Origin of the sequence: Clostridium pascui (assembly GCF_016908015.1) — a bacterium.
GTDB lineage: Bacteria > Bacillota > Clostridia > Clostridiales > Clostridiaceae > Clostridium_AK > Clostridium_AK pascui.
The window spans coordinates 506,628-525,536 of the sequence record NZ_JAFBDB010000001.1 but is presented as its reverse complement, the minus strand read 5'-3'; the positions used below and the strand labels follow the sequence as shown (position 1 = coordinate 525,536).

The 18,909-nt window shown below is 31.9% G+C and carries 17 protein-coding genes; 15 read left to right on the top strand and 2 right to left on the bottom strand.

Annotated features, from left to right (window positions below; translation table 11 throughout):
• The first annotated feature begins 108 nt into the window (after positions 1-108).
• Positions 109-408, top strand: a complete 300-nt coding sequence (locus tag JOC70_RS19480) for a HesB/IscA family protein (RefSeq protein ID WP_341534846.1) — start codon at positions 109-111, stop codon at positions 406-408.
• 147 nt (positions 409-555) lie between these two features.
• On the opposite strand, the gene JOC70_RS02850 is transcribed toward JOC70_RS19480, so the two are convergent.
• The gene (locus JOC70_RS02850; RefSeq protein ID WP_204597377.1) at positions 556-1,578 is read right to left on the bottom strand and encodes a spermine/spermidine synthase domain-containing protein; all 1,023 of its coding nucleotides are present in this window, start codon (positions 1,576-1,578) and stop codon (positions 556-558) included.
• A gap of 990 nt (positions 1,579-2,568) precedes the next feature.
• Between JOC70_RS02850 and JOC70_RS02845 the strand changes: the two genes are divergently transcribed.
• Positions 2,569-3,072 (top strand): CarD family transcriptional regulator, encoded by a 504-nt coding sequence (locus JOC70_RS02845; protein WP_204597376.1) that lies wholly within the window; start codon positions 2,569-2,571, stop codon positions 3,070-3,072.
• A gap of 64 nt (positions 3,073-3,136) precedes the next feature.
• The gene (gene recA / locus JOC70_RS02840; protein ID WP_204597375.1) at positions 3,137-4,177 is read left to right on the top strand and encodes a recombinase RecA; all 1,041 of its coding nucleotides are present in this window, start codon (positions 3,137-3,139) and stop codon (positions 4,175-4,177) included.
• Positions 4,178-4,426: 249 nt separating this feature from the next.
• Here recA and JOC70_RS02835 read toward each other — a convergent pair whose 3' ends face one another.
• The gene (locus JOC70_RS02835; RefSeq protein WP_204597374.1) at positions 4,427-5,305 is read right to left on the bottom strand and encodes a LysR family transcriptional regulator; all 879 of its coding nucleotides are present in this window, start codon (positions 5,303-5,305) and stop codon (positions 4,427-4,429) included.
• Positions 5,306-5,491: 186 nt separating this feature from the next.
• On the opposite strand from JOC70_RS02835, the gene brnQ reads away from it, so the two are divergent.
• From brnQ to JOC70_RS02775, 12 genes are all read left to right on the top strand, one after another.
• Positions 5,492-6,880, top strand: a complete 1,389-nt coding sequence (gene brnQ / locus JOC70_RS02830; RefSeq protein WP_204597373.1) for a branched-chain amino acid transport system II carrier protein — start codon at positions 5,492-5,494, stop codon at positions 6,878-6,880.
• A 284-nt stretch (positions 6,881-7,164) separates the two neighbouring features.
• The gene (locus JOC70_RS02825; RefSeq protein ID WP_204597372.1) at positions 7,165-9,192 is read left to right on the top strand and encodes a thioredoxin domain-containing protein; all 2,028 of its coding nucleotides are present in this window, start codon (positions 7,165-7,167) and stop codon (positions 9,190-9,192) included.
• Positions 9,193-9,225: 33 nt separating this feature from the next.
• Positions 9,226-9,708: a peptide-methionine (S)-S-oxide reductase MsrA gene (msrA, locus tag JOC70_RS02820; RefSeq protein ID WP_204597371.1), complete on the top strand. Its 483-nt coding sequence runs from the start codon at positions 9,226-9,228 to the stop codon at positions 9,706-9,708.
• 279 nt (positions 9,709-9,987) lie between these two features.
• Positions 9,988-10,329 (top strand): ethanolamine utilization microcompartment protein EutS, encoded by a 342-nt coding sequence (gene eutS, locus JOC70_RS02815; protein WP_204597370.1) that lies wholly within the window; start codon positions 9,988-9,990, stop codon positions 10,327-10,329.
• Between the two features lies 1 nt (position 10,330).
• A complete protein-coding gene (locus JOC70_RS02810; protein ID WP_204597369.1) occupies positions 10,331-10,774 on the top strand; it encodes a EutP/PduV family microcompartment system protein in 444 nt (147 codons plus the stop codon).
• A gap of 51 nt (positions 10,775-10,825) precedes the next feature.
• Positions 10,826-11,653 carry an ethanolamine utilization protein EutJ gene (eutJ, locus tag JOC70_RS02805; RefSeq protein WP_204597368.1) on the top strand — a complete coding sequence of 276 codons (828 nt, stop codon included), beginning with the start codon at positions 10,826-10,828 and terminating at the stop codon, positions 11,651-11,653.
• Between the two features lie 81 nt (positions 11,654-11,734).
• On the top strand, positions 11,735-13,060 hold the full coding sequence (locus JOC70_RS02800; protein WP_204597367.1) for a 4Fe-4S dicluster domain-containing protein: 1,326 nt from the start codon (positions 11,735-11,737) through the stop codon (positions 13,058-13,060).
• A gap of 13 nt (positions 13,061-13,073) precedes the next feature.
• The gene (locus JOC70_RS02795; RefSeq protein ID WP_204597366.1) at positions 13,074-13,622 is read left to right on the top strand and encodes a BMC domain-containing protein; all 549 of its coding nucleotides are present in this window, start codon (positions 13,074-13,076) and stop codon (positions 13,620-13,622) included.
• A 308-nt stretch (positions 13,623-13,930) separates the two neighbouring features.
• A complete protein-coding gene (locus tag JOC70_RS02790; protein WP_204597365.1) occupies positions 13,931-14,509 on the top strand; it encodes an ANTAR domain-containing response regulator in 579 nt (192 codons plus the stop codon).
• A gap of 36 nt (positions 14,510-14,545) precedes the next feature.
• Positions 14,546-15,952 carry a sensor histidine kinase gene (locus JOC70_RS02785; RefSeq protein ID WP_204597364.1) on the top strand — a complete coding sequence of 469 codons (1,407 nt, stop codon included), beginning with the start codon at positions 14,546-14,548 and terminating at the stop codon, positions 15,950-15,952.
• A 132-nt stretch (positions 15,953-16,084) separates the two neighbouring features.
• Positions 16,085-17,515 carry an ethanolamine ammonia-lyase reactivating factor EutA gene (gene eutA / locus JOC70_RS02780; RefSeq protein ID WP_204597363.1) on the top strand — a complete coding sequence of 477 codons (1,431 nt, stop codon included), beginning with the start codon at positions 16,085-16,087 and terminating at the stop codon, positions 17,513-17,515.
• Between the two features lie 22 nt (positions 17,516-17,537).
• Positions 17,538-18,905 carry an ethanolamine ammonia-lyase subunit EutB gene (locus tag JOC70_RS02775; protein ID WP_204597362.1) on the top strand — a complete coding sequence of 456 codons (1,368 nt, stop codon included), beginning with the start codon at positions 17,538-17,540 and terminating at the stop codon, positions 18,903-18,905.
• The last annotated feature ends 4 nt before the right edge of the window (positions 18,906-18,909 follow it).

Genomic DNA, 18,909 nt, shown 5'->3' with positions numbered 1-18,909 from the left:
AGGCTAGAAAATGAGGTATGAAACATTAATATGTAATACCAACTATAGTTTAATAAATATATTAAAGAAATAATTTTAAAATAGATCATAAAAAGGAGGTAAAATAAAATGATAAAAGTAACTGAAATGGCAGCAGAAAAAATTAAACAAAATATTTCAAAACAGAAAAATCCTGAAAAAGTTATGCTTAGAATTTCATTTGGAGGATATGGCTGAGGAGGCCCAAGGCTTCAATTAACTCTGGATGAGTTAAAGAATCAAGATGATGTTGTTATTGTATCACATGGGATTACAGTTATATATAATCAAGATATAGAAGAATATGTACAAGACTCTATTATTGATTATTCAAAAAACTGGTTCCAACGTGGTTTAGTTATTAAGGGAGCTAAAACTTCGACTTGCTAGTATTTAATAAGTATGCCAAGAATTATTACATCAGAGGATAAAACTATTGAGATAAGAAAATATTTAGCTAAAATGCATTTCTATTAATAAACAAAGCAGGCTGCCCTGCAATACACATAATATGTATTGCGGGGCAGCCTCTTTTTTCTATTGTGCGAGGATCTTTCTCAAAACATCTTTTCCGTGTATGATATTAAGCAGTTCATCTTCTGTTTTTATCACGTCCGTCCTTGTTTTGAAGTACTTATTTGTTTTTTTGGCAAGCTCCTTAGAATCTTCGTCAATAGATGAGATAAAATCCATTACGCTTTTGCCTTCATACACTGTATAAAGGTATGGAGCTACGATGTATTTTAAATCGTAGAGCATGGAGTCTTCTATCCAGTAGTCTATATGAGGGAGGTCAATCTTTTTCTCCATAAGCTTTGTGTAAAATATCAAACCATCTTCTGTAGATTCCCAGAAGTCCACATACACATAGTCGAATTGATTCAGGAATTCTTCGTTATAAAAATCGAAGGCGTCCCCATGAATGATTTTAAGTTTCTTATCGGTTTTAAACTGAGGTCTGATGTACTTTTCAAACAAATCGATGACGTCCTTATTGAATTCAACTATCGTTACACTTTCTACATCATCTTTCAGCAGCCAAAGATAAGGTAGAACTCCGATTCCTAGTCCCATAGTCATACATTTCCCATGGCCTTTTTCAATTCCATCTCTCATACTCTCTATTTCGCTAATGGCTGGGGACATCCACACTTTACTACTGCCCTCTTTTAATACTGGCAAGTCAATGTCTGTTTCAAAGTAACCTATGGGATGATAGTGAAACAAGTATTTCCCCAAGGATTGATGAAAATTCATATTCATTAAAGTTCTTTTCTTGATGGTGGCTTTTTCATACCTTATGCTTTGGTAATACACGTTGTCAAGTTTGATGTCCTTATAATACTGATTCTCGATTAGGATTTTCGAGTCGTATTTCAAACCATCATGAGGAACGTTATACTTTTTCAGTATTTCTATTAGCTTTTTTTCCATTTTTGGAGTAAGAACTCTCTCTGTATAATCTAGAATATTGGTGAGATAGTCATTCACATCTATCATGGATATTATAAGATTCTTCATTGCTATATCCAGTTCTGTATTTCTTTCAAATCTAATCATTTATTACCTCGAATCTACGCAAATTATAATAATTATATTTTTTTTGATAATATCATATTTTCTAGATCTTTTACAAGTATGAAATTTATAAGGAACTACTAGCCCTACTTTAAAACCCAAAATACATTAATACACTAAAATAAAAAATGGACTAAAAACAACGTAGCTTAGAAAAATGTGAGATGATGAAAAAGAATTTACAGGTGAGGAATAAGTGATCACTATAAAATATTTCCTGGAAAATATACCCACAATAGAGCCGAGATGAGTTAATATGTTTAGTAATGAACAAAATATATTATGTGCTAAAAGTTTTGCTTACATCAACCAATTTTTATGTGTTAAAATACTAAAAGTACTCTTGATGTTTTAGCTCTATTAGAGAGAGGGTAAGGAATATGTCGAGACATAGATTGTTAGATTTGAGTAAATTTCAAGATTGCAGTGGGTTATCTGAAAATGGGAAATGTACTCGAATAACGGTTTCTGATTGTCAAGGCGAAAAGTGTTCATTTAAACGAACGCTCAAAGAAGATCTTGATTCAATCCAATGGGCAATCAGCGTTTATCTAACCTTGACAGCTCAACACAAAAACATATCGCCGAAAAATATTATGGCGGTTCCATGCCGTGGAACGGAGAAAAGTCTCTTCAATCATATAGTGAATATAAGAGGTTAAAATCTTCCAAGTATAAAATAAAAATTAACATATAACAAAAAGCTTTATTAAATCAATTTGAAAGAATTTATGTAAACGTTTACCAAAAGCGATTATTGATCTATATTTGAAGTTACTTAAAAGAGGTAGAAATGCAAAAGATTATTTTGAATAGTCCTCAGTCTATTATAAAACAGTAGTAAATAATTAATACCTAAAAGACATGATTAAAAAGGTATTTAAATCATGTCGGTAATGAAATCATATTCAATAAAGTAATGTAATTATAATAAAAATTTACAATTTTGAGCAAAGGAGCATATAGATTGAAATGTTTAATATTGGAGATTTGATTATCTATTCAGCACATGGAGTTTGTCGTATAGATGATATATGCAAAAATACATACTTTGGCGTTACAAAAGATTATTATGTCTTACATCCAATGGAAAATTACAAGTTAAAAATAAGTATACCGGTAGATAATGACAAAGTAATAATGCAAGGACTTTTAAACAGAAATGAAGCAGAAGAAATTCTACAATCATTTAAGCTACCAGGTGTAAGTTGGATAGAACTAGATAATCAAAGAACTCAAATGTATTATGATGTTATAAGGAAGGGAAATCGCAGGGAAATTGCTAATATAGCCAATACTTTGATGAGAAAAAAGAATGAAACTAAAAAATACAGAAGAAAATTTCAAAAAAGAGATGATAAGCTTTTAACTTTTATTCAAAGTATATTGTTTGAAGAGTTAGCATTAGCATTAAATACTACTTCTGAAGTAATATCTAAAAAGATTACTAAGTTTATAATTGAAAATGAGTATTAAATATTTATTAAGCAAGGTATAGCTATGATTGGCAAAAGCTTTGCAAAGGGGATGGTGTTAATAAATGAATATAAACAATGATAAAATAGCAGCAATAGAAACAGTTATGAATCAGATAGAGAAACAATTCGGAAAAGGTTCTGTTATGAAACTTGGTGAAAGTACAGCAATGGATATAGAAGTTATATCAACAGGATGCTTGGAGCTAGACATAGCGCTTGGGGCTGGCGGAGTCCCTAGGGGCAGAATAATAGAAATATATGGGCCTGAATCTTCAGGCAAGACAACTGTTTCGCTACACATAGTTTCAGAAGCACAAAAAAAAGGCGGTGCAGCAGCTTTTGTTGATGCAGAACATGCTCTGGACCCATCTTATGCAAAGAGATTGGGAGTTAATGTTGAAGACTTGATAGTTAGTCAACCGGATACTGGAGAACAAGCGTTAGAAATAGTAGAGGCACTTGTAAGGTCAAATGCCATAGATGTAATTGTTGTTGATTCTGTAGCAGCACTTGTTCCAAAAGCTGAAATAGAAGGGGAGATGGGTGACTCTCATATTGGATTACAAGCAAGATTGATGTCTCAGGCATTAAGGAAGCTTACTGCAGCAATTAATAAATCTAAATGCACCGTAATATTTATAAATCAATTAAGGGAAAAAATAGGTATTATGTTTGGTAATCCTGAAACTACAACAGGTGGCCGTGCACTTAAGTTTTATTCATCAGTACGATTAGATATAAGAAAAATTGATATTATAAAAGCAGGTGAAGATGTTCTTGGAAGTAGAACCAGGGTAAAAGTAACAAAAAATAAAATTGCTCCTCCATTTAAACGAGCTGAGTTTGACATAATGTACAATGAGGGTATTTCGAAAGAAGGTAACTTGATAGATATAGCAGTTAATGAAGAATTAGTTCAAAAAAGCGGAGCATGGTTTTCATATAAAGATATAAGAATGGGCCAGGGAAGAGAAAATTCCAAGCTATATTTGAAAGAAAATCCTGATTTAGCTCTTGAAATAGAAAATCTAATAAGAGAAAAACATAATCTGCCAGTAACAAAAACAGTGATAAAGGAAGAGCTAACGAAAAATGAAGAATAATTCATCAGTGTAATGATGAATTAAGAAGTGAAATTGCTCCAATAAATAAAGAAAAAGAATTTGTTATATCATGGTTTAAAACTCAAATTAAAGGTTTAAGTAATTTAAAAAATCAATAAGACCGTAATGCTAACCATACGGTCTTATTAATTTTTTAACTCTAAATAATATTTATTATCTATTGTTTAGAACTGAATTAGATTAGAATAGGTAGTTAAAATTGGTGATATTACAGTTATTGAAACCAGTTTAATTACATTCTAGATAATTGTAATTTATGATGAAATCATACATTTTTTTTACGGCAGGGGACATACATTCTGTGTTTAGTGCAGATATACCAATAATCCTGCTGGCATCAGGTTTGATAGGATAGGTGTCTACAGGATATGAAATATCTTGCATGATCAACTTAGGTAATAAGCAAATTCCAAATCCATGACTTACCAAAGCTACGGTTGATAAATCATCTACAACATGATAAGGGGATTTTATTTTTAAATTATGGGCCGCGAAGTAGTTCTGAATGTCAGCATCACAGGTTATATGCTGAATTACGAAGGATTCATCTTTTATTTCATCTAAGGTAATGTAATCTGGTTGAGAAACTGGATAACCTTTTGGAACAATGCAAACAAGTTGGTCATTATATAAAGGATAAATTGGAAGTTTTCCTGCACTTGAAACAGACAAAAAACCAAGATCAACTACTCCTGATTTAATCCATTCAATGATATCAACATAGGTGCCTTGAAAGATTTCTATAGAAATACCTGGGTATATAGCATTAAAATCACGAGTTAATGCTGGAATCCAGTTGGTGCAAACGCTATTAAAGCAGCCAATCCTTACAGTGCCTTTTTCTAATCCATTGATTTCCAAAATAGCTTGTTTTAAAGATTCATCGCTATTTACTACATTTCGAAAAGCAGGTAGTAAATTTTCTCCATAAGAAGTTAGAGTAATACCATTTTTGCTTCTAATGAATAAAGAAAATCCTAATTCTTCTTCCAGTTTAGAAACTGCATGACTAACTGCAGATGGTGTCATATGTAGAAGTTCCGATGCCTTTTGAAAACTTTTTTGTTCATAAACAGTTATGATAATTTTATACGAAACAAGTTGCATATATTTTCTCCTTTAGTTGAATAAAATTCATTTATAACATGAAAAAAATGAATTTTACTAATGTATATAAGTATATTATAATAAGTGAAATGAATCAAGGCATTATCAAAATACGAAGACTAAAGCATTGTGGTGGAAATATTGGTTAAGCTTCCCACAATATTAGAACATTAGAGGAGGACTATCATGAAAGAAAAACTAAGTTTTCAGCAAAATTTGTTGATAGGTTCATTGCTATTTGGATTATTTTTTGGCGCAGGTAATTTAATTTTTCCAGTTCAAATGGGACAAGAAGCTGGAAATCATACTTTTACAGCTACTATCGGATTTTTAATTACAGGGGTAGGGCTGCCTATGGTTGGGATTGTTGCATCAGCCATTTCAAAAAGTGAAAGTTTATTTGATATGGCTAAACCCGTTAGTTCACGTTATGCAAGCATATTTACCTGTATGTTATATTTAACAATTGGTCCGCTATTTGCAATTCCGCGTACAGCCACAGTTGCATTTGAGGTAGGAATTCATCCTTTTATTTTTGATGAATATTTGAAGTTAGGATTAATTATTTTCTCATTTATATTTTTTGCTATTACCATTTATTTTTCACTGCGACCAGGACAAATCTTGGATTGGGTAGGTAAATATCTTACACCTATTTTTTTAGCACTTTTATCAATTTTATTAATTGCAACATTTATAAATCCAATGGGACAAGTAAGTACATATGCTGCTCTGGGGAATTACGCTGATAAGCCTTTGTTTACTGGTCTATTGGACGGGTATAATACTATGGATGCCTTAGCTTCTGTAGCTTTTGCAATCATTATTATTTCTAATATGCAAAGGTTAGGTGTTAAAAATTCTAATTCAATTGCTATTGAAACATGTAAATCAGGTTTAGTTAGTGTTATTGGTATGACTATTATTTATGGTTCATTAGCGTATATGGGGGCTACAAGTTTAGGTAGTGTGAATCGTGCTAATAATGGAGGCACAATTTTGTCCATGGTAAGTAATTATTATTTTGGATTCATTGGCACGATATTGCTATCTGCTATTGTAGGAGTTGCATGTATAAAAACAGCTATTGGTTTAATAACTTCCTGTTCTGAGATGTTCAGTGAAATGTTTCCAAAATCAATTTCTTATAAAAATTATGCTATTTTATTTACAGCTTTTTCTTTTATCATTGCTAACTTTGGATTAAGTAATATCATTCAGCTATCTGTACCAGTACTTATGTTTCTTTATCCATTAACAATTACGTTAATCTTATTATCTTTATTAACTCCATTTATTAATAAACAAAGTGATGTTTATAAATGGACAACTGGATTAACAATTATCGCAGCATTTTTTGATTTGTGCAAATCATTACCACAGTCCCTACAAGAAAATATTGTAGTTTCACAGATTGTTAATTTTGCGCATTTATATTTACCAGGATTTGATTATGGATTTGGATGGATATTACCAGCACTTTGTGGCTTTTTAATAGGATTAATTGCTTGGAGTATTCGTGCCAAGAACATAGTATTTGTATATAAGGTTTTTCATAATAAGCCAGCTAAGTAGTACACAACTAGAGTCTGTACCTGCAAAGGTATAGGCTTTTTTATTACAGTAGCGGCAGGTTATTATGCTGTAAATATGCACTGAAAGTTAAGTTCAGAATCTAAAGATAGCAAGCTTTGATGCTATAATTATAATATTTAATAAGTATTAACTACATAATAAATATTATGTAAATAAAATTTAAAGTAAACTAAAACTACACAACCAACAAATCACAATTCGTATATTTTATTCAATAAAAGATAATCATATAAAAGAATTAAAAATAATAAGAGGGTATTACTATGATAGTAAAAATTAAATCAAATAAATTAATAAATGAAAAATCCCCATACTTGCTTCAACACGCTCATAATCCAGTGGATTGGTTTCCCTGGGGAGATGAAGCTTTTGAAAAGTCTACTAAAGAAGATAAACCTATATTTTTAAGTATAGGCTATTCAACTTGCCATTGGTGTCATGTTATGGAGCGAGAAAGTTTTGAAGATGAAGAGGTAGCAGAATTTTTAAATTCTAACTTCATATCTATTAAAGTAGATAGGGAAGAGAGACCGGATATAGATAGTATATATATGAGCTTTTGCCAAGCATATACCGGAAGAGGCGGATGGCCGATGACCATAATAATGACTCCTGATAAAAAACCATTTTTTGCAGGAACTTATTTCCCCAAGCAAGGAAGTGGAAATATGCCAGGGATTTTAGAAGTTTTGAGTTCTGTTGTATCAACATGGCAGGCAGAAAGAGAAAATATATCTTCTATGACAGAAAGGTTGGAACGAGATGTAAAAAAATATATATTATCTCACGAAAGTGGAGCTATGAATTCTCATATAGCAGAAAAAACCTTTTTAAAATTTAAGATGAGATATCAAGAGGACTATGGAGGATTTGGTAGAGAGCCTAAGTTTCCAACACCTCACAATTTACTATTTTTATTAAGATATTATTATACTACTAAAAAGAAAGAAGCTCTTGAAATGGTGGAGCACACATTAGTATCTATGTATAAGGGTGGAATATTTGATCATATTGGTTTTGGCTTTTCAAGATACTCTACAGATAAGTATTGGCTAGTTCCTCATTTTGAAAAGATGTTATATGACAATGCAATGTTATCTTATGTGTATGTAGAAGCTTATAGAGCTACAAGAAATGAATTATATAAGAACATAGCAGAAAAGATATATACATATATTTTCAGGGATATGACAGACAGTTTAGGAGGATTTTATTCTGCGGAAGATGCAGATTCTGAAGGTGTAGAGGGTAAATTTTATGTTTGGTCTCCTGAAGAAATAATAAGTTTACTTGGTAAGGAGGCAGGAGAAAAATTTTGTACATTATTTGATGTTACATCAAAGGGAAATTTTGAAGGAAAAAATATATTAAATTTGATATCTAAGAATTTAGAAGATATAGATGATGAAATAGAAAAAAATAGAGAAATATTATTTGAAGAAAGAGAAAAAAGAATACACCCTTATAAAGATGATAAGATATTAACTTCCTGGAATGGTCTTATGATAGCATCTTTAGCCTATGCCGGTAGAATATTTGAAAATAATGATTATATAGATGCTGCTAAAAAATGTGCTAAATTTATAAAGAATAACTTATTTAATAAAAATGGAAGACTTTTGGGAAGATTTAGAGAATGTGAAGCAGCAAATTTAGGTCTTTTAGATGATTATGCTTATTATGTTTGGGGGCTTATTGAATTATACGAGAGTACCTTCCAAGCAGAATACTTAAAAGAAGCTGTAAAATTAAATAAGGATATGATGAGCTTATTTTTAGATAAAGAGCATGGAGGATTTTATTTATATGGAGAAGATGCGGAAGAACTTATATTAAGGCCTAAGGAAATATATGATGGCGCACTGCCTTCTGGAAACTCTATAGCTATATTTAATATGGCTAAGATTGCAAACATCTTAGAAGATTATGATATGACAGAAGATACAAGAAGACAATTTAGTACCTTTGGAGAAACAATAAATAAAAATTCTTCTTTTTATAGTCATCTCATAGATGCATGGCAATATGTAAGTAACTCCTATAAAAATTTAATCTTGGTTGGTAAAAAGGATGATATTTTAATGTTACAAATGTTAAAGGAAATAAACAGCGTATATCTTCCTTATACTCAAGTAGTTGTTAAAGACGAAGAATATAGAATAGAAGATATCATTCCATCCTTAAAAGATAAAGAGGCATTAAACAACAATGTTACAGCTTATATATGCGAAAATTATACTTGCAAAGAACCTGTGATAGATTTACAATCTTTTAAAAAGAACCTTGAATAAATTTTACCAGATAAAATAAAGGAGTGACGTGGTATGAAGGAAATTATTTTTGCAGGAGGATGTTTTTGGGGCATAGAGGCATATATGTCTAAACACAATGGAGTTATAGAAACTAGAGTTGGATATGCAAATGGTATGAAACCGGATCCATGCTATGAAGATGTATGTACTGGAGCTACAGGCCATGCAGAGGCTTGCTACATCAAATATGATGAAAGCAAAATAACTCTTGAAAAATTATTAAATAAATTTTGGAACATAATAGATCCTACTATATTAGATAGACAAGGAAATGATATTGGTAATCAATATAGAACAGGTATATATTATACAGATCCTAAAGATTTAGAATTAATAATAAAAACAAAAAATGAGCAGCAAGAAAAGTATAATGAGCCAATAATCACAGAAATAGAGCCACTTAAAATTTTTCATGATGCTGAAGAATATCATCAAAAGTATTTAGAAAAAAATCCAAATGGGTACTGTCATATACCATTAGATAAAGTGAAATAATTTTACAAAGTATAGTAATCACATGAATCAATAATAAATCAATAATAAAACATAAAATTATTTATTATCAGTTACAATTTGGATAATTATAATATTATTGACATGTACTGATTAATTTGATAAAATTATGATAATTCATATAATTATCTAATGCAATGGTGCATTAATAAGGGAGCGATGGAGCTTTTACGTCATTATGATGACGTGAGGGCTCTTTTTTGTTTTTTTAATTATTGCAACCAAAAATAATTAAAGACATTTGTATATGGGGGTGGGCATTTGAATGAGGAGAAGCAAAGAACGATACAGGAGTATGTGCCAGGAAAGCAAATAACACTACTACACATTATTGCGCAGCCTGTTGATGAACTCTATGAAAAATTGGGTATTGATAATAGAGGAGCTTTAGGAATTGTTACATCTACACCTGGAGAAGCAGCAATCATTGCTGCTGACATATCAACAAAGGCTGCAGCTGTTGGAATTGGTTTTCTTGATAGATTTACAGGAGCTCTTGTTATTTATGGAGATGTGGCTAGTGTAGAGACTGGATTAAAAGAAATAAGAGAAGTGCTAAGCAATACCTTGAAATTTACTTCTTGTGAAATAACTAGGTCATAAGATGAAAAAGATTATGGTAATAGGTGCAGTTGATTCAGGTAAAACATCCCTATTAATGGCAATACACGGTGAAACAGGACAAGTATCCAAAACACAAACCATAGAATACAAGTCTTTTACTATAGATACTCCAGGTGAATATATAGAAAATCCTAGAATGTACAGGGCGTTAATGAGTACTTCATTAGAAGCAAAATGTATAATGTTTACTCAAGACTCAACAATAAGTAAATCAATTTTCCCACCAGGCTTTGCTCGTGCATTTAACTGTATGAGTATTGGTGTTATTACCAAGATAGATCATCCGCAATCTAATCCTCAAAGAGCTAATGAGTTATTAATGGAATTAGGTTTAAAAGGGCCAATTTTTCAAGTATCAGCTCTGTCAGGGGAAGGAATTGATGAGCTAAAGTTATTTATTAGTTCTAAAAATAGAGTATCTTAATGGAGAAGTTTATATGATGTCATAATCATAAATTAAGCAGGAGGACACATAATGAGTTTATTTGAAAAAGCTGATAAGATTATAACAAATTTTGAACTTGCTACTAAAAATCCTATAATACCTACTAATAAAGAAAAATTGTTCGTAGGCGTAGATTTAGGAACAGCTTACATTGTGGTGACTGTATTAGATGAAGATAAGAATCCTATTGCCGGAGCATATAGATTTGCTCAGGTTGTCAAAGATGGAATAGTAGTGGACTATATTGGAGCTTTAAATATTGTAAAAGAACTCAAAAAAGAAGTTGAAGAAAAAATAGGATGTGAATTAAATTGTGCTGCTGTAGCAATACCGCCTGGAACTACTATTAATGATACAAGGTATATCAAAAATGTAGCTGAGGGAGCAGGCTTTGAGGTTACTAATATAGTTGATGAGCCTACTGCTGCAAATTCAGTACTTAAAATCAAAAATGGAGTTGTAGTAGATATCGGAGGCGGGACTACAGGTCTTGCAGTTCTTAAAAATGGCCAAGTTGTTTATATAGCAGATGAGCCAACAGGTGGAACACAATGTACTTTAGTTATTGCTGGCGCCTATGGCATTTCATTTGAAGAAGCAGAGAATTTAAAAAAGGATCCAGGTAAACAATTAGAAATATCAGCTGTATTAAAGCCAGTTGCAGAAAAAATCGCAACAATTATTAATAGACATATTAAAGATTACGATATTGATGCCATTTATCTCGTTGGAGGGACAAGTTGCATGCTTAATATTGAGAAGGTTATAGAAAAAGTAGTTGGGATTAAAACTTTTAAGCCTCAAAATCCACTTTTTGTAACACCTGTCGGCATTGCTATGAACTGCATTAATAACTAGAAAAATAAAATCACCTTCTAAGTGAGCTGTTCAGCTTCTACTAAAGATATTATATTAAGACTGTTTAGAACAGGAGGGGAAATGTTGAATAATTTAATTGATTCAATTAAGGAATGCGGTTTAGTCGGCGCCGGGGGTGCTGGCTTTCCATCCCATGTAAAATTATCAGCAAAGTGTGAATATGTTATTGTTAATGCTGCAGAATGCGAACCACTAATAAGAGTTGATCAGCAAATACTAATACATTATACAAAGGAATTATTAGAGGGATTCAATCTTATTATTAAACAAACTGAGGCAAAAAAAGGATATATAGCAATAAAAGAGAAACATGCTCACATAATAGATAAGCTAAGCAAAGAATTAACTCAATATGACAACATAGAGATTTTTAAACTAAGGGACTTTTATCCTGCTGGTGATGAGCAGGTAATGGTGAACGAGGTTATAAATAGAGTAGTACCGCAAGGGGGAATTCCTTTAAATGTAGGATGTATTGTGACCAATGTAGAAACTGTGCTAAATGCATTTAATGCAACTAAAGGAAATCCTGTTACTAAAACATTTGTGACAATTACAGGTGAAGTATCAAACCCTGCAACCTATAGGTTACCCATAGGAATTAGTTACAAGGAGGCTTTAAAGATTTGTGGCATAGACAATACTCAAGGAAAAGTTTTAATAGATGGCGGCCCTATGATGGGAAAGGTAGTTTTTGACTTTAACGAACATATAACTAAAACAACAAAGGCTATAATTTTATTAGACAAAAATCATTCATTGATTAGGAAAAAAATCATGAGTATTGACCAGAGACTAAAGCAATCAAAAACTGCATGCATACAGTGCTCAAGATGTACTGATTTATGTCCTAGAAATTTATTAGGTCATGATATAAAACCTCATAGAGTAATGAGAGTTGTAAACTATGGGCTTTCGGATTTTTTAGGCTTAAAAACAGCCCTAGGGTGCTCGGAGTGCGGAATTTGTGAGCTGTATTCATGTCCAAATGGCTTATCTCCAAGAAAAATAAATGTAATGATTAAACAAGAGCTTGGTAAAGCAGGAGTTAAGATTGATAACAGTGGTAAAAACTATGAAGCGGCACCTATGATGGAATATAGAAAAATACCAGTAAAAAGACTAATTCAAAGACTGGATATAAAAAAATATGATCGTGATGCACCTTTAAATGATTATGAATATAAACCTTCTAAGGTAGTTATATCATTAAAGCAGCATATAGGAGCACCAGCTACTGCTGTTGTTTCGGAGAGACAAAGTGTAATAGAAGGTGAGCTAATAGCTAAGGTTGATGAACAAAAATTGGGTTCTAATATTCATGCAAGTATTTCAGGCGTAATTACTTCAGTTAATTCCCATGAGATAATAATTGAAGTAGAATAACGGGGGTGAGAGAGTGCTAAGGGCAATTGGATTAATAGAATTAAATAGCATAGCCAAGGGTATAGAAGTTGCAGATAATATGTTGAAAACAGCTAATGTAGAGGTAGTAATTTCCACAGCTACCTGTCCAGGAAAATATATAACTCTTGTACATGGGGATGTATCAGCTGTTGAAAACTCCATAAAATCAGGAAAGTATTTAGGTGGAGAATTTGTTATTGACGATTTGATTATTCCTAATGTGGATGAGCAAATTTTTCCAGCCATCGCTGGTACATCAAATACAAATCAGATTCAAGCAATAGGAGTAATTGAAAGCTTCGCAATTGCTTCTTTAATAGTAGCAGCTGATGCAAGTGTAAAAGCTGCAGGAGTCGAACTAGTTGAGATAAGATTAGGTTCAGGTATTGGTGGTAAATCCTATGTAATAATGACTGGTGATGTTTCTGATGTAAGCGCTTCAGTTGAGGCTGGAGTAAATGCAATAAAAGAAACTGGCAATATAGTAAATCATATAGTAATCCCATCTCCACATCCTAACTTTAGAAAAATGCTGATCTAACACTATTAATTGTCTACTTATATAATTACAAAAAATGAACGTATTGGTTTTGAATTCACAAATATATATAATTTTCAAAATAATCAATAGGATTATATTGACAGTGCCTCAAATAGTATATATAATTAAATTATAAATTGGTAAATATTGTTCAATGGCGAACAAATTAAGGTAGAGCAATGAAGCTTCTAAAAATACAATAATGTTATTTTTAGGAGCTTTTATGTTCAAAACTAATAAACGCTTATATATATTTGGAAATAATAAATTTTAAGATTAGCTTTATTATTTCTAGAAGAGGGGTACGCATGAGCAAGAAAATTGTGATAGTCGATGATGAACCTATTACAAGAATGGATGTTAGGGAAATGTTAGAAGAGGCAGGCTACGAGGTGGTAGGAGAAGCTTCAGACGGATTTGACGCCATAGAAATGTGCAAAAAGCATTTACCCAATATCGTAATTATGGATATCAAAATGTCTCTATTAGATGGCATAAACGCTTCTAAAATAATTATTCAAGAAGGACTTGCAGATGGTATTATTCTCTTAAGTGCCTATAGTGATGCAAATTTTATTGAAAAAGCTAAAAAGGCAGGGGTTATAGGATACTTGGTCAAGCCCTTAGATAATAAATCTTTAATACCTGCACTGGAAGTTGCATTAGGTAAATCATTAGAAATAAAACAAATGAAAGCTAATATAGCGAGTGTTCAAAAGAAACTTGAGGGTAGAAAAGTAATTGAAAGAGCTAAGGGGATTTTAATGAATCAACAAGGGATAACAGAAGAGGAGGCTTATTCAATGATTAGAAATTTAAGTATGAAAAAAAGAGTTTCTATGGAACATATCTCTGAAATAATAATTATGAGCATAGATGGTGTTTAATTATATTATAATAAATAAGGCTAAATAGGTATGAAAATGAGTGAATTAAGAGAATTATGTTTTAAGTATACAAATTTAAATAACGAAGATATAAATATTATTGAAAATATAGCTAAAACCATTCAATTTATTGCTGATTCTACTGGGAGTGATGTTTTTATAGATTGTCCTACATCACATAACGATGAAGCAATTGTAGTAGCAGAAGCAAAGCCTAGCAATCAAGTCTCATTATATAAGGAAAAGGTAGTTGGAAAACTTGCTATAAGACGAAATGAACCTGCAGTTTTAAGGGCTATTGATATTGGTATGCCTGGTAGAAATATAAAAGGAATAACTCAAGAGCATATTAAAGTTAAACAAAGTGTAGAACCAATAAGAAATAATGAAGATAAAGTTATCGCAATATTAATAATTGAAAAAGATGTAACAGAAAACTTAGATAATGATAGAAAAATAGAAATACTTGCAGAAGCAAATGAAGAATTAACTAGCCAAATTACTGAAAAATTTGAAAAGGATAGTTATATAGCCTACTATATTAATGAAGCTATTTTAATTTTTGATGAAGATGGAATACTAAAATTTAAAAACCCTGGAGCAGACTTGCTTTATAAGAAGCTTGGTTATAATGAAGATATCCTAGGGATGAGTTTTTCAAATTTGTCAGTGGCAAATTTGTTGTTTAAAGACATTATTTCAAGTAATAGTATTGATGTACATGAGCTTGAAATAGCAGGTATGTGTCTTCAGATAAAGCATATAGTACAAAGTAGTAAGGCTTTAAATTTAGTTGTAATTATTAAAGATGTGACAGACATGAAACAAAAGGAAAAGGAATTGATTTTAAAATCAGTAGCTATAAAGGAGATTCATCATAGAGTTAAGAATAATCTTCAAACCATTGCAAGCCTTTTAAGACTTCAATCTAGAAGAATAGCTAGTGAAGAGTTTCAAAATGCTGTAAATGAAAGCATAAATAGGATATTAAGCATTGCAGCAACCCATGAGATTCTTGCAAAGCAAGGTATTGATGAAGTTAATATAAAAGAAGTTATAAATAGGATAAGATGCAGCATGGTAAGTTTTGAGAAAAGAGATAATACTAATTTCAATATTAATATTTTAGGTGATGATATCAGAATTAGTTCTGATAAGGCAACATCTACAGCTTTAGTTATAAATGAAATAATTCAAAATTCCATTAAGCATGCCTTTCAAGGGAGAAGTGAAGGGGAAATTTCAGTTATTATTGAACAGAGTAATACTTATCCTACGGTTTCAATAATTGACAATGGAATTGGATTTAATGTTGACAAAGTATCTAAAAACAGCCTTGGATTAATGATTGTAAGAAGCTTGGTTCATGATAAATTAGAAGGCAATTTAAATATATATTCAAATAATGAGGGGACGAAAGTAGTATTTGATTTTAAAAACTAGATAACAAGCACGATGATGTGCTTAAGAATTGGCAATGAAGCCCAGAGTAATTATTTTTTAGTAGTTATATTATTGACTACTGAAAAATATATATTCTGGGCTTTTATACATGATTGAAAAGAGGTGATAAGAGTGCAGGAAAAAATATTAAGCGTGGGTATTGATATTGGGACTTCAACTACACAGTTGGTATTTAGTCATATAACAATTGAAAATACTGCAAGCAGTTTTTCTGTACCTAGAATTAAGATTGTAGATAAAGAAATTATCTATAGAAGTAATATTCATTTTACTCCACTTGTGACTCAAACAAAAATTGATGGTAATAAGGTTAGAGAAATCATTGAGCTTGAATACAAAAGAGCTAAAGTTACTCCAAAAGATGTTAAAACTGGAGCAGTAATTATAACAGGAGAAACAGCCCGAAAAGAAAATGCAAACGAAGTACTACAAAATTTAAGTGGATTTGCAGGAGACTTCGTTGTAGCCACTGCAGGTCCAGATCTTGAATCCATTATTGCTGGGAGAGGAGCTGGTGCAGATAAGATATCATACGAGGAAAATGCCTATGTAGTAAATATAGACGTAGGTGGTGGAACCTCTAATATAGTCCTATTTAAAAATGGTGAAACGATTGATACAGGATGCTTAGATATAGGTGGAAGACTTATAAAAATAGATCCAGAAACAAAAAAAATTCACTATATCTATTCTAAAGTTAAAAAGTTAGCGGAAAGTATAGGAATACAAATAGAAATTGGGCAGATTGCAGACTTGGTTAAAATAAGAAAAATTGCAAAGGCAATGGCACAAATTTTAGAAGAAGCAGTTTCAGTCAAAACAAGAACGACGATGTATGAGGAAATACTAACCAATAAGGGCATCAAAGATGGATATAACATAAAATATATCACTTTTTCTGGGGGAGTAGCTGATTATGTATATAAAGATGATTACGCAGATCCATTTAAATATGGAGATATTGGCATAATTCTTGGAGAGGAAATATCTAGGTCAAATTTAGTAAGGAAGCTAACAGTAAAAGCAGCCACAGAAACTATTAGGGCTACTGTTGTAGGAGCTGGTTCACATACTACTGATATTAGCGGAAGTACTATAACTTACACTGAGGATATATTTCCTATGAAAAATCTTCCCATTTTGAAGCTTTCTAATGAAGATGAATTAAACTTTAAAAATGTAGAAGATAAAATAAAAGAAAAGATTAAGTGGTTTGATTTAGAAAATGAAAAGCAGCAGGTAGCAGTTGCGATAAAAGGACTAAAAAGTCCAAGTTTTAATGAGGTGCAAAGACTTGCTACAGCAGTGATAAATGGGATGCCTGAACTTTTAAAAAGGCATTATCCAATAATTCTCATAGTTGAAAACGATATAGCAAAGGTCTTAGGACAAACTATTTATCATCTGTTAAATAAGAGTAATGATGTAGTTTGTATTGATAATATTAAGGTCCAAAATGGCGACTACATTGATATTGGTAAGCCACTGGTTAACGGAAAAGTTGTGCCAGTAGTTATAAAAACATTGGTCTTCAACTCATAATTATAGTAGAGGAGTGAACAAAATGATACTAAAAACGCAATTGTTTGGTAAAGCGTATCAGTTTAAAGATGTTAAGGATGTTTTAGCAAAAGCAAATGAAGAAAAATCAGGAGACAAGTTAGCTGGAATAGGAGCTGCAAGTGCTCAGGAAAGGGTAGCAGCAAAGGTTGTATTAAGTCATTTAACTGTTGCAGACTTAAGAAATAACCCAGTAGTTCCTTATGAAACTGATGAGGTTACAAGAATTATTCAAGATGCAGTTAATGAAAAAATTTATGAAGAGATTAAAAATTGGACAATTTCTGAACTTAGAGAGTGGATTTTGGACGAAAAAACTACAGGAGTAGATATTAGAAGAATAAGCAGAGGTTTAACAAGTGAAGTTATTGCAGGGGTTGCAAAACTGATGTCTAATCTTGACTTAGTTTACGGAGCTAGCAAAATTAAGGTTACAGCCCATGCCAATACAACAATTGGAGAACCTGGAAGGCTATCAGCAAGGTTGCAGCCAAACCATCCAACAGATGATATTGATGGAATTATAGCTTCAGTATTAGAAGGCCTAAGCTATGGAGTTGGGGATGCTGTTATAGGATTAAACCCAGTGGACGATACAGTAGGTAATGTATCCAAAGTATTAAAGAAATTTGAGGAAATAAAGCAAAAATATGAAATACCAACTCAGAACTGTGTTTTAGCTCATGTAACTACACAAATGGAAGCTATAAGACAAGGTGCGCCAACAGACTTAATATTCCAAAGTATCGCAGGTTCTCAAAAGGGAAATGAAGCTTTTGGAATTACAGGCAGTTTGCTTGAAGAAGCTAGGCAACTTGCTTTAACTCAAGGTACGGCAGCAGGTCCTAATGTTATGTATTTTGAAACTGGACAAGGATCAGAATTGTCCTCAGATGCAAATTTTGGTGCTGACCAAGTAACTATGGAAGCGAGATGCTATGGCTTTGCAAAAAAATATCAACCATATATAGTTAATACAGTTGTTGGATTTATAGGTCCTGAGTATTTATATGATAACAAACAGGTTATTAGAGCAGGTCTTGAGGATCACTTCATGGGAAAACTAACAGGAATTCCAATGGGATGTGACGCTTGCTACACAAATCACATGAAAGCAGACCAAAATGATATAGAAAACCTCGCAACACTACTTGCCGCTGCTGGGTGTACTTACATCATGGGAATTCCACATGGAGATGACATAATGTTAAATTACCAATGTACAGGGTTCCACGAGGCTGCAGCATTAAGAGAACTTCTAGGAAAGAGACCAATAGCTGAGTTTGAGACTTGGCTTGAGAAATGGGGCTTTATGGAAGATGGAAAGTTAACTGGAAAAGCTGGCGATGGATCTGTATTTCTTAAGAAATAATAGG

Bases quoted from the DNA above. Each gene is read 5' to 3' on its own strand.
- JOC70_RS02825 (WP_204597372.1), top strand. From the start codon at position 7,165: ATGATAGTAAAAATTAAATCAAATAAATTAATAAATGAAAAATCCCCA.
- brnQ (WP_204597373.1), top strand. From the start codon at position 5,492: ATGAAAGAAAAACTAAGTTTTCAGCAAAATTTGTTGATAGGTTCATTG.
- JOC70_RS02850 (WP_204597377.1), bottom strand. From the start codon at position 1,578: ATGATTAGATTTGAAAGAAATACAGAACTGGATATAGCAATGAAGAAT.
- eutJ (WP_204597368.1), top strand. From the start codon at position 10,826: ATGAGTTTATTTGAAAAAGCTGATAAGATTATAACAAATTTTGAACTT.
- JOC70_RS02790 (WP_204597365.1), top strand. From the start codon at position 13,931: ATGAGCAAGAAAATTGTGATAGTCGATGATGAACCTATTACAAGAATG.
- JOC70_RS02785 (WP_204597364.1), top strand. From the start codon at position 14,546: ATGAGTGAATTAAGAGAATTATGTTTTAAGTATACAAATTTAAATAAC.
- JOC70_RS02810 (WP_204597369.1), top strand. From the start codon at position 10,331: ATGAAAAAGATTATGGTAATAGGTGCAGTTGATTCAGGTAAAACATCC.
- JOC70_RS02775 (WP_204597362.1), top strand. From the start codon at position 17,538: ATGATACTAAAAACGCAATTGTTTGGTAAAGCGTATCAGTTTAAAGAT.
- recA (WP_204597375.1), top strand. From the start codon at position 3,137: ATGAATATAAACAATGATAAAATAGCAGCAATAGAAACAGTTATGAAT.
- msrA (WP_204597371.1), top strand. From the start codon at position 9,226: ATGAAGGAAATTATTTTTGCAGGAGGATGTTTTTGGGGCATAGAGGCA.
- JOC70_RS02800 (WP_204597367.1), top strand. From the start codon at position 11,735: ATGTTGAATAATTTAATTGATTCAATTAAGGAATGCGGTTTAGTCGGC.
- JOC70_RS02845 (WP_204597376.1), top strand. From the start codon at position 2,569: ATGTTTAATATTGGAGATTTGATTATCTATTCAGCACATGGAGTTTGT.
- JOC70_RS02835 (WP_204597374.1), bottom strand. From the start codon at position 5,305: ATGCAACTTGTTTCGTATAAAATTATCATAACTGTTTATGAACAAAAA.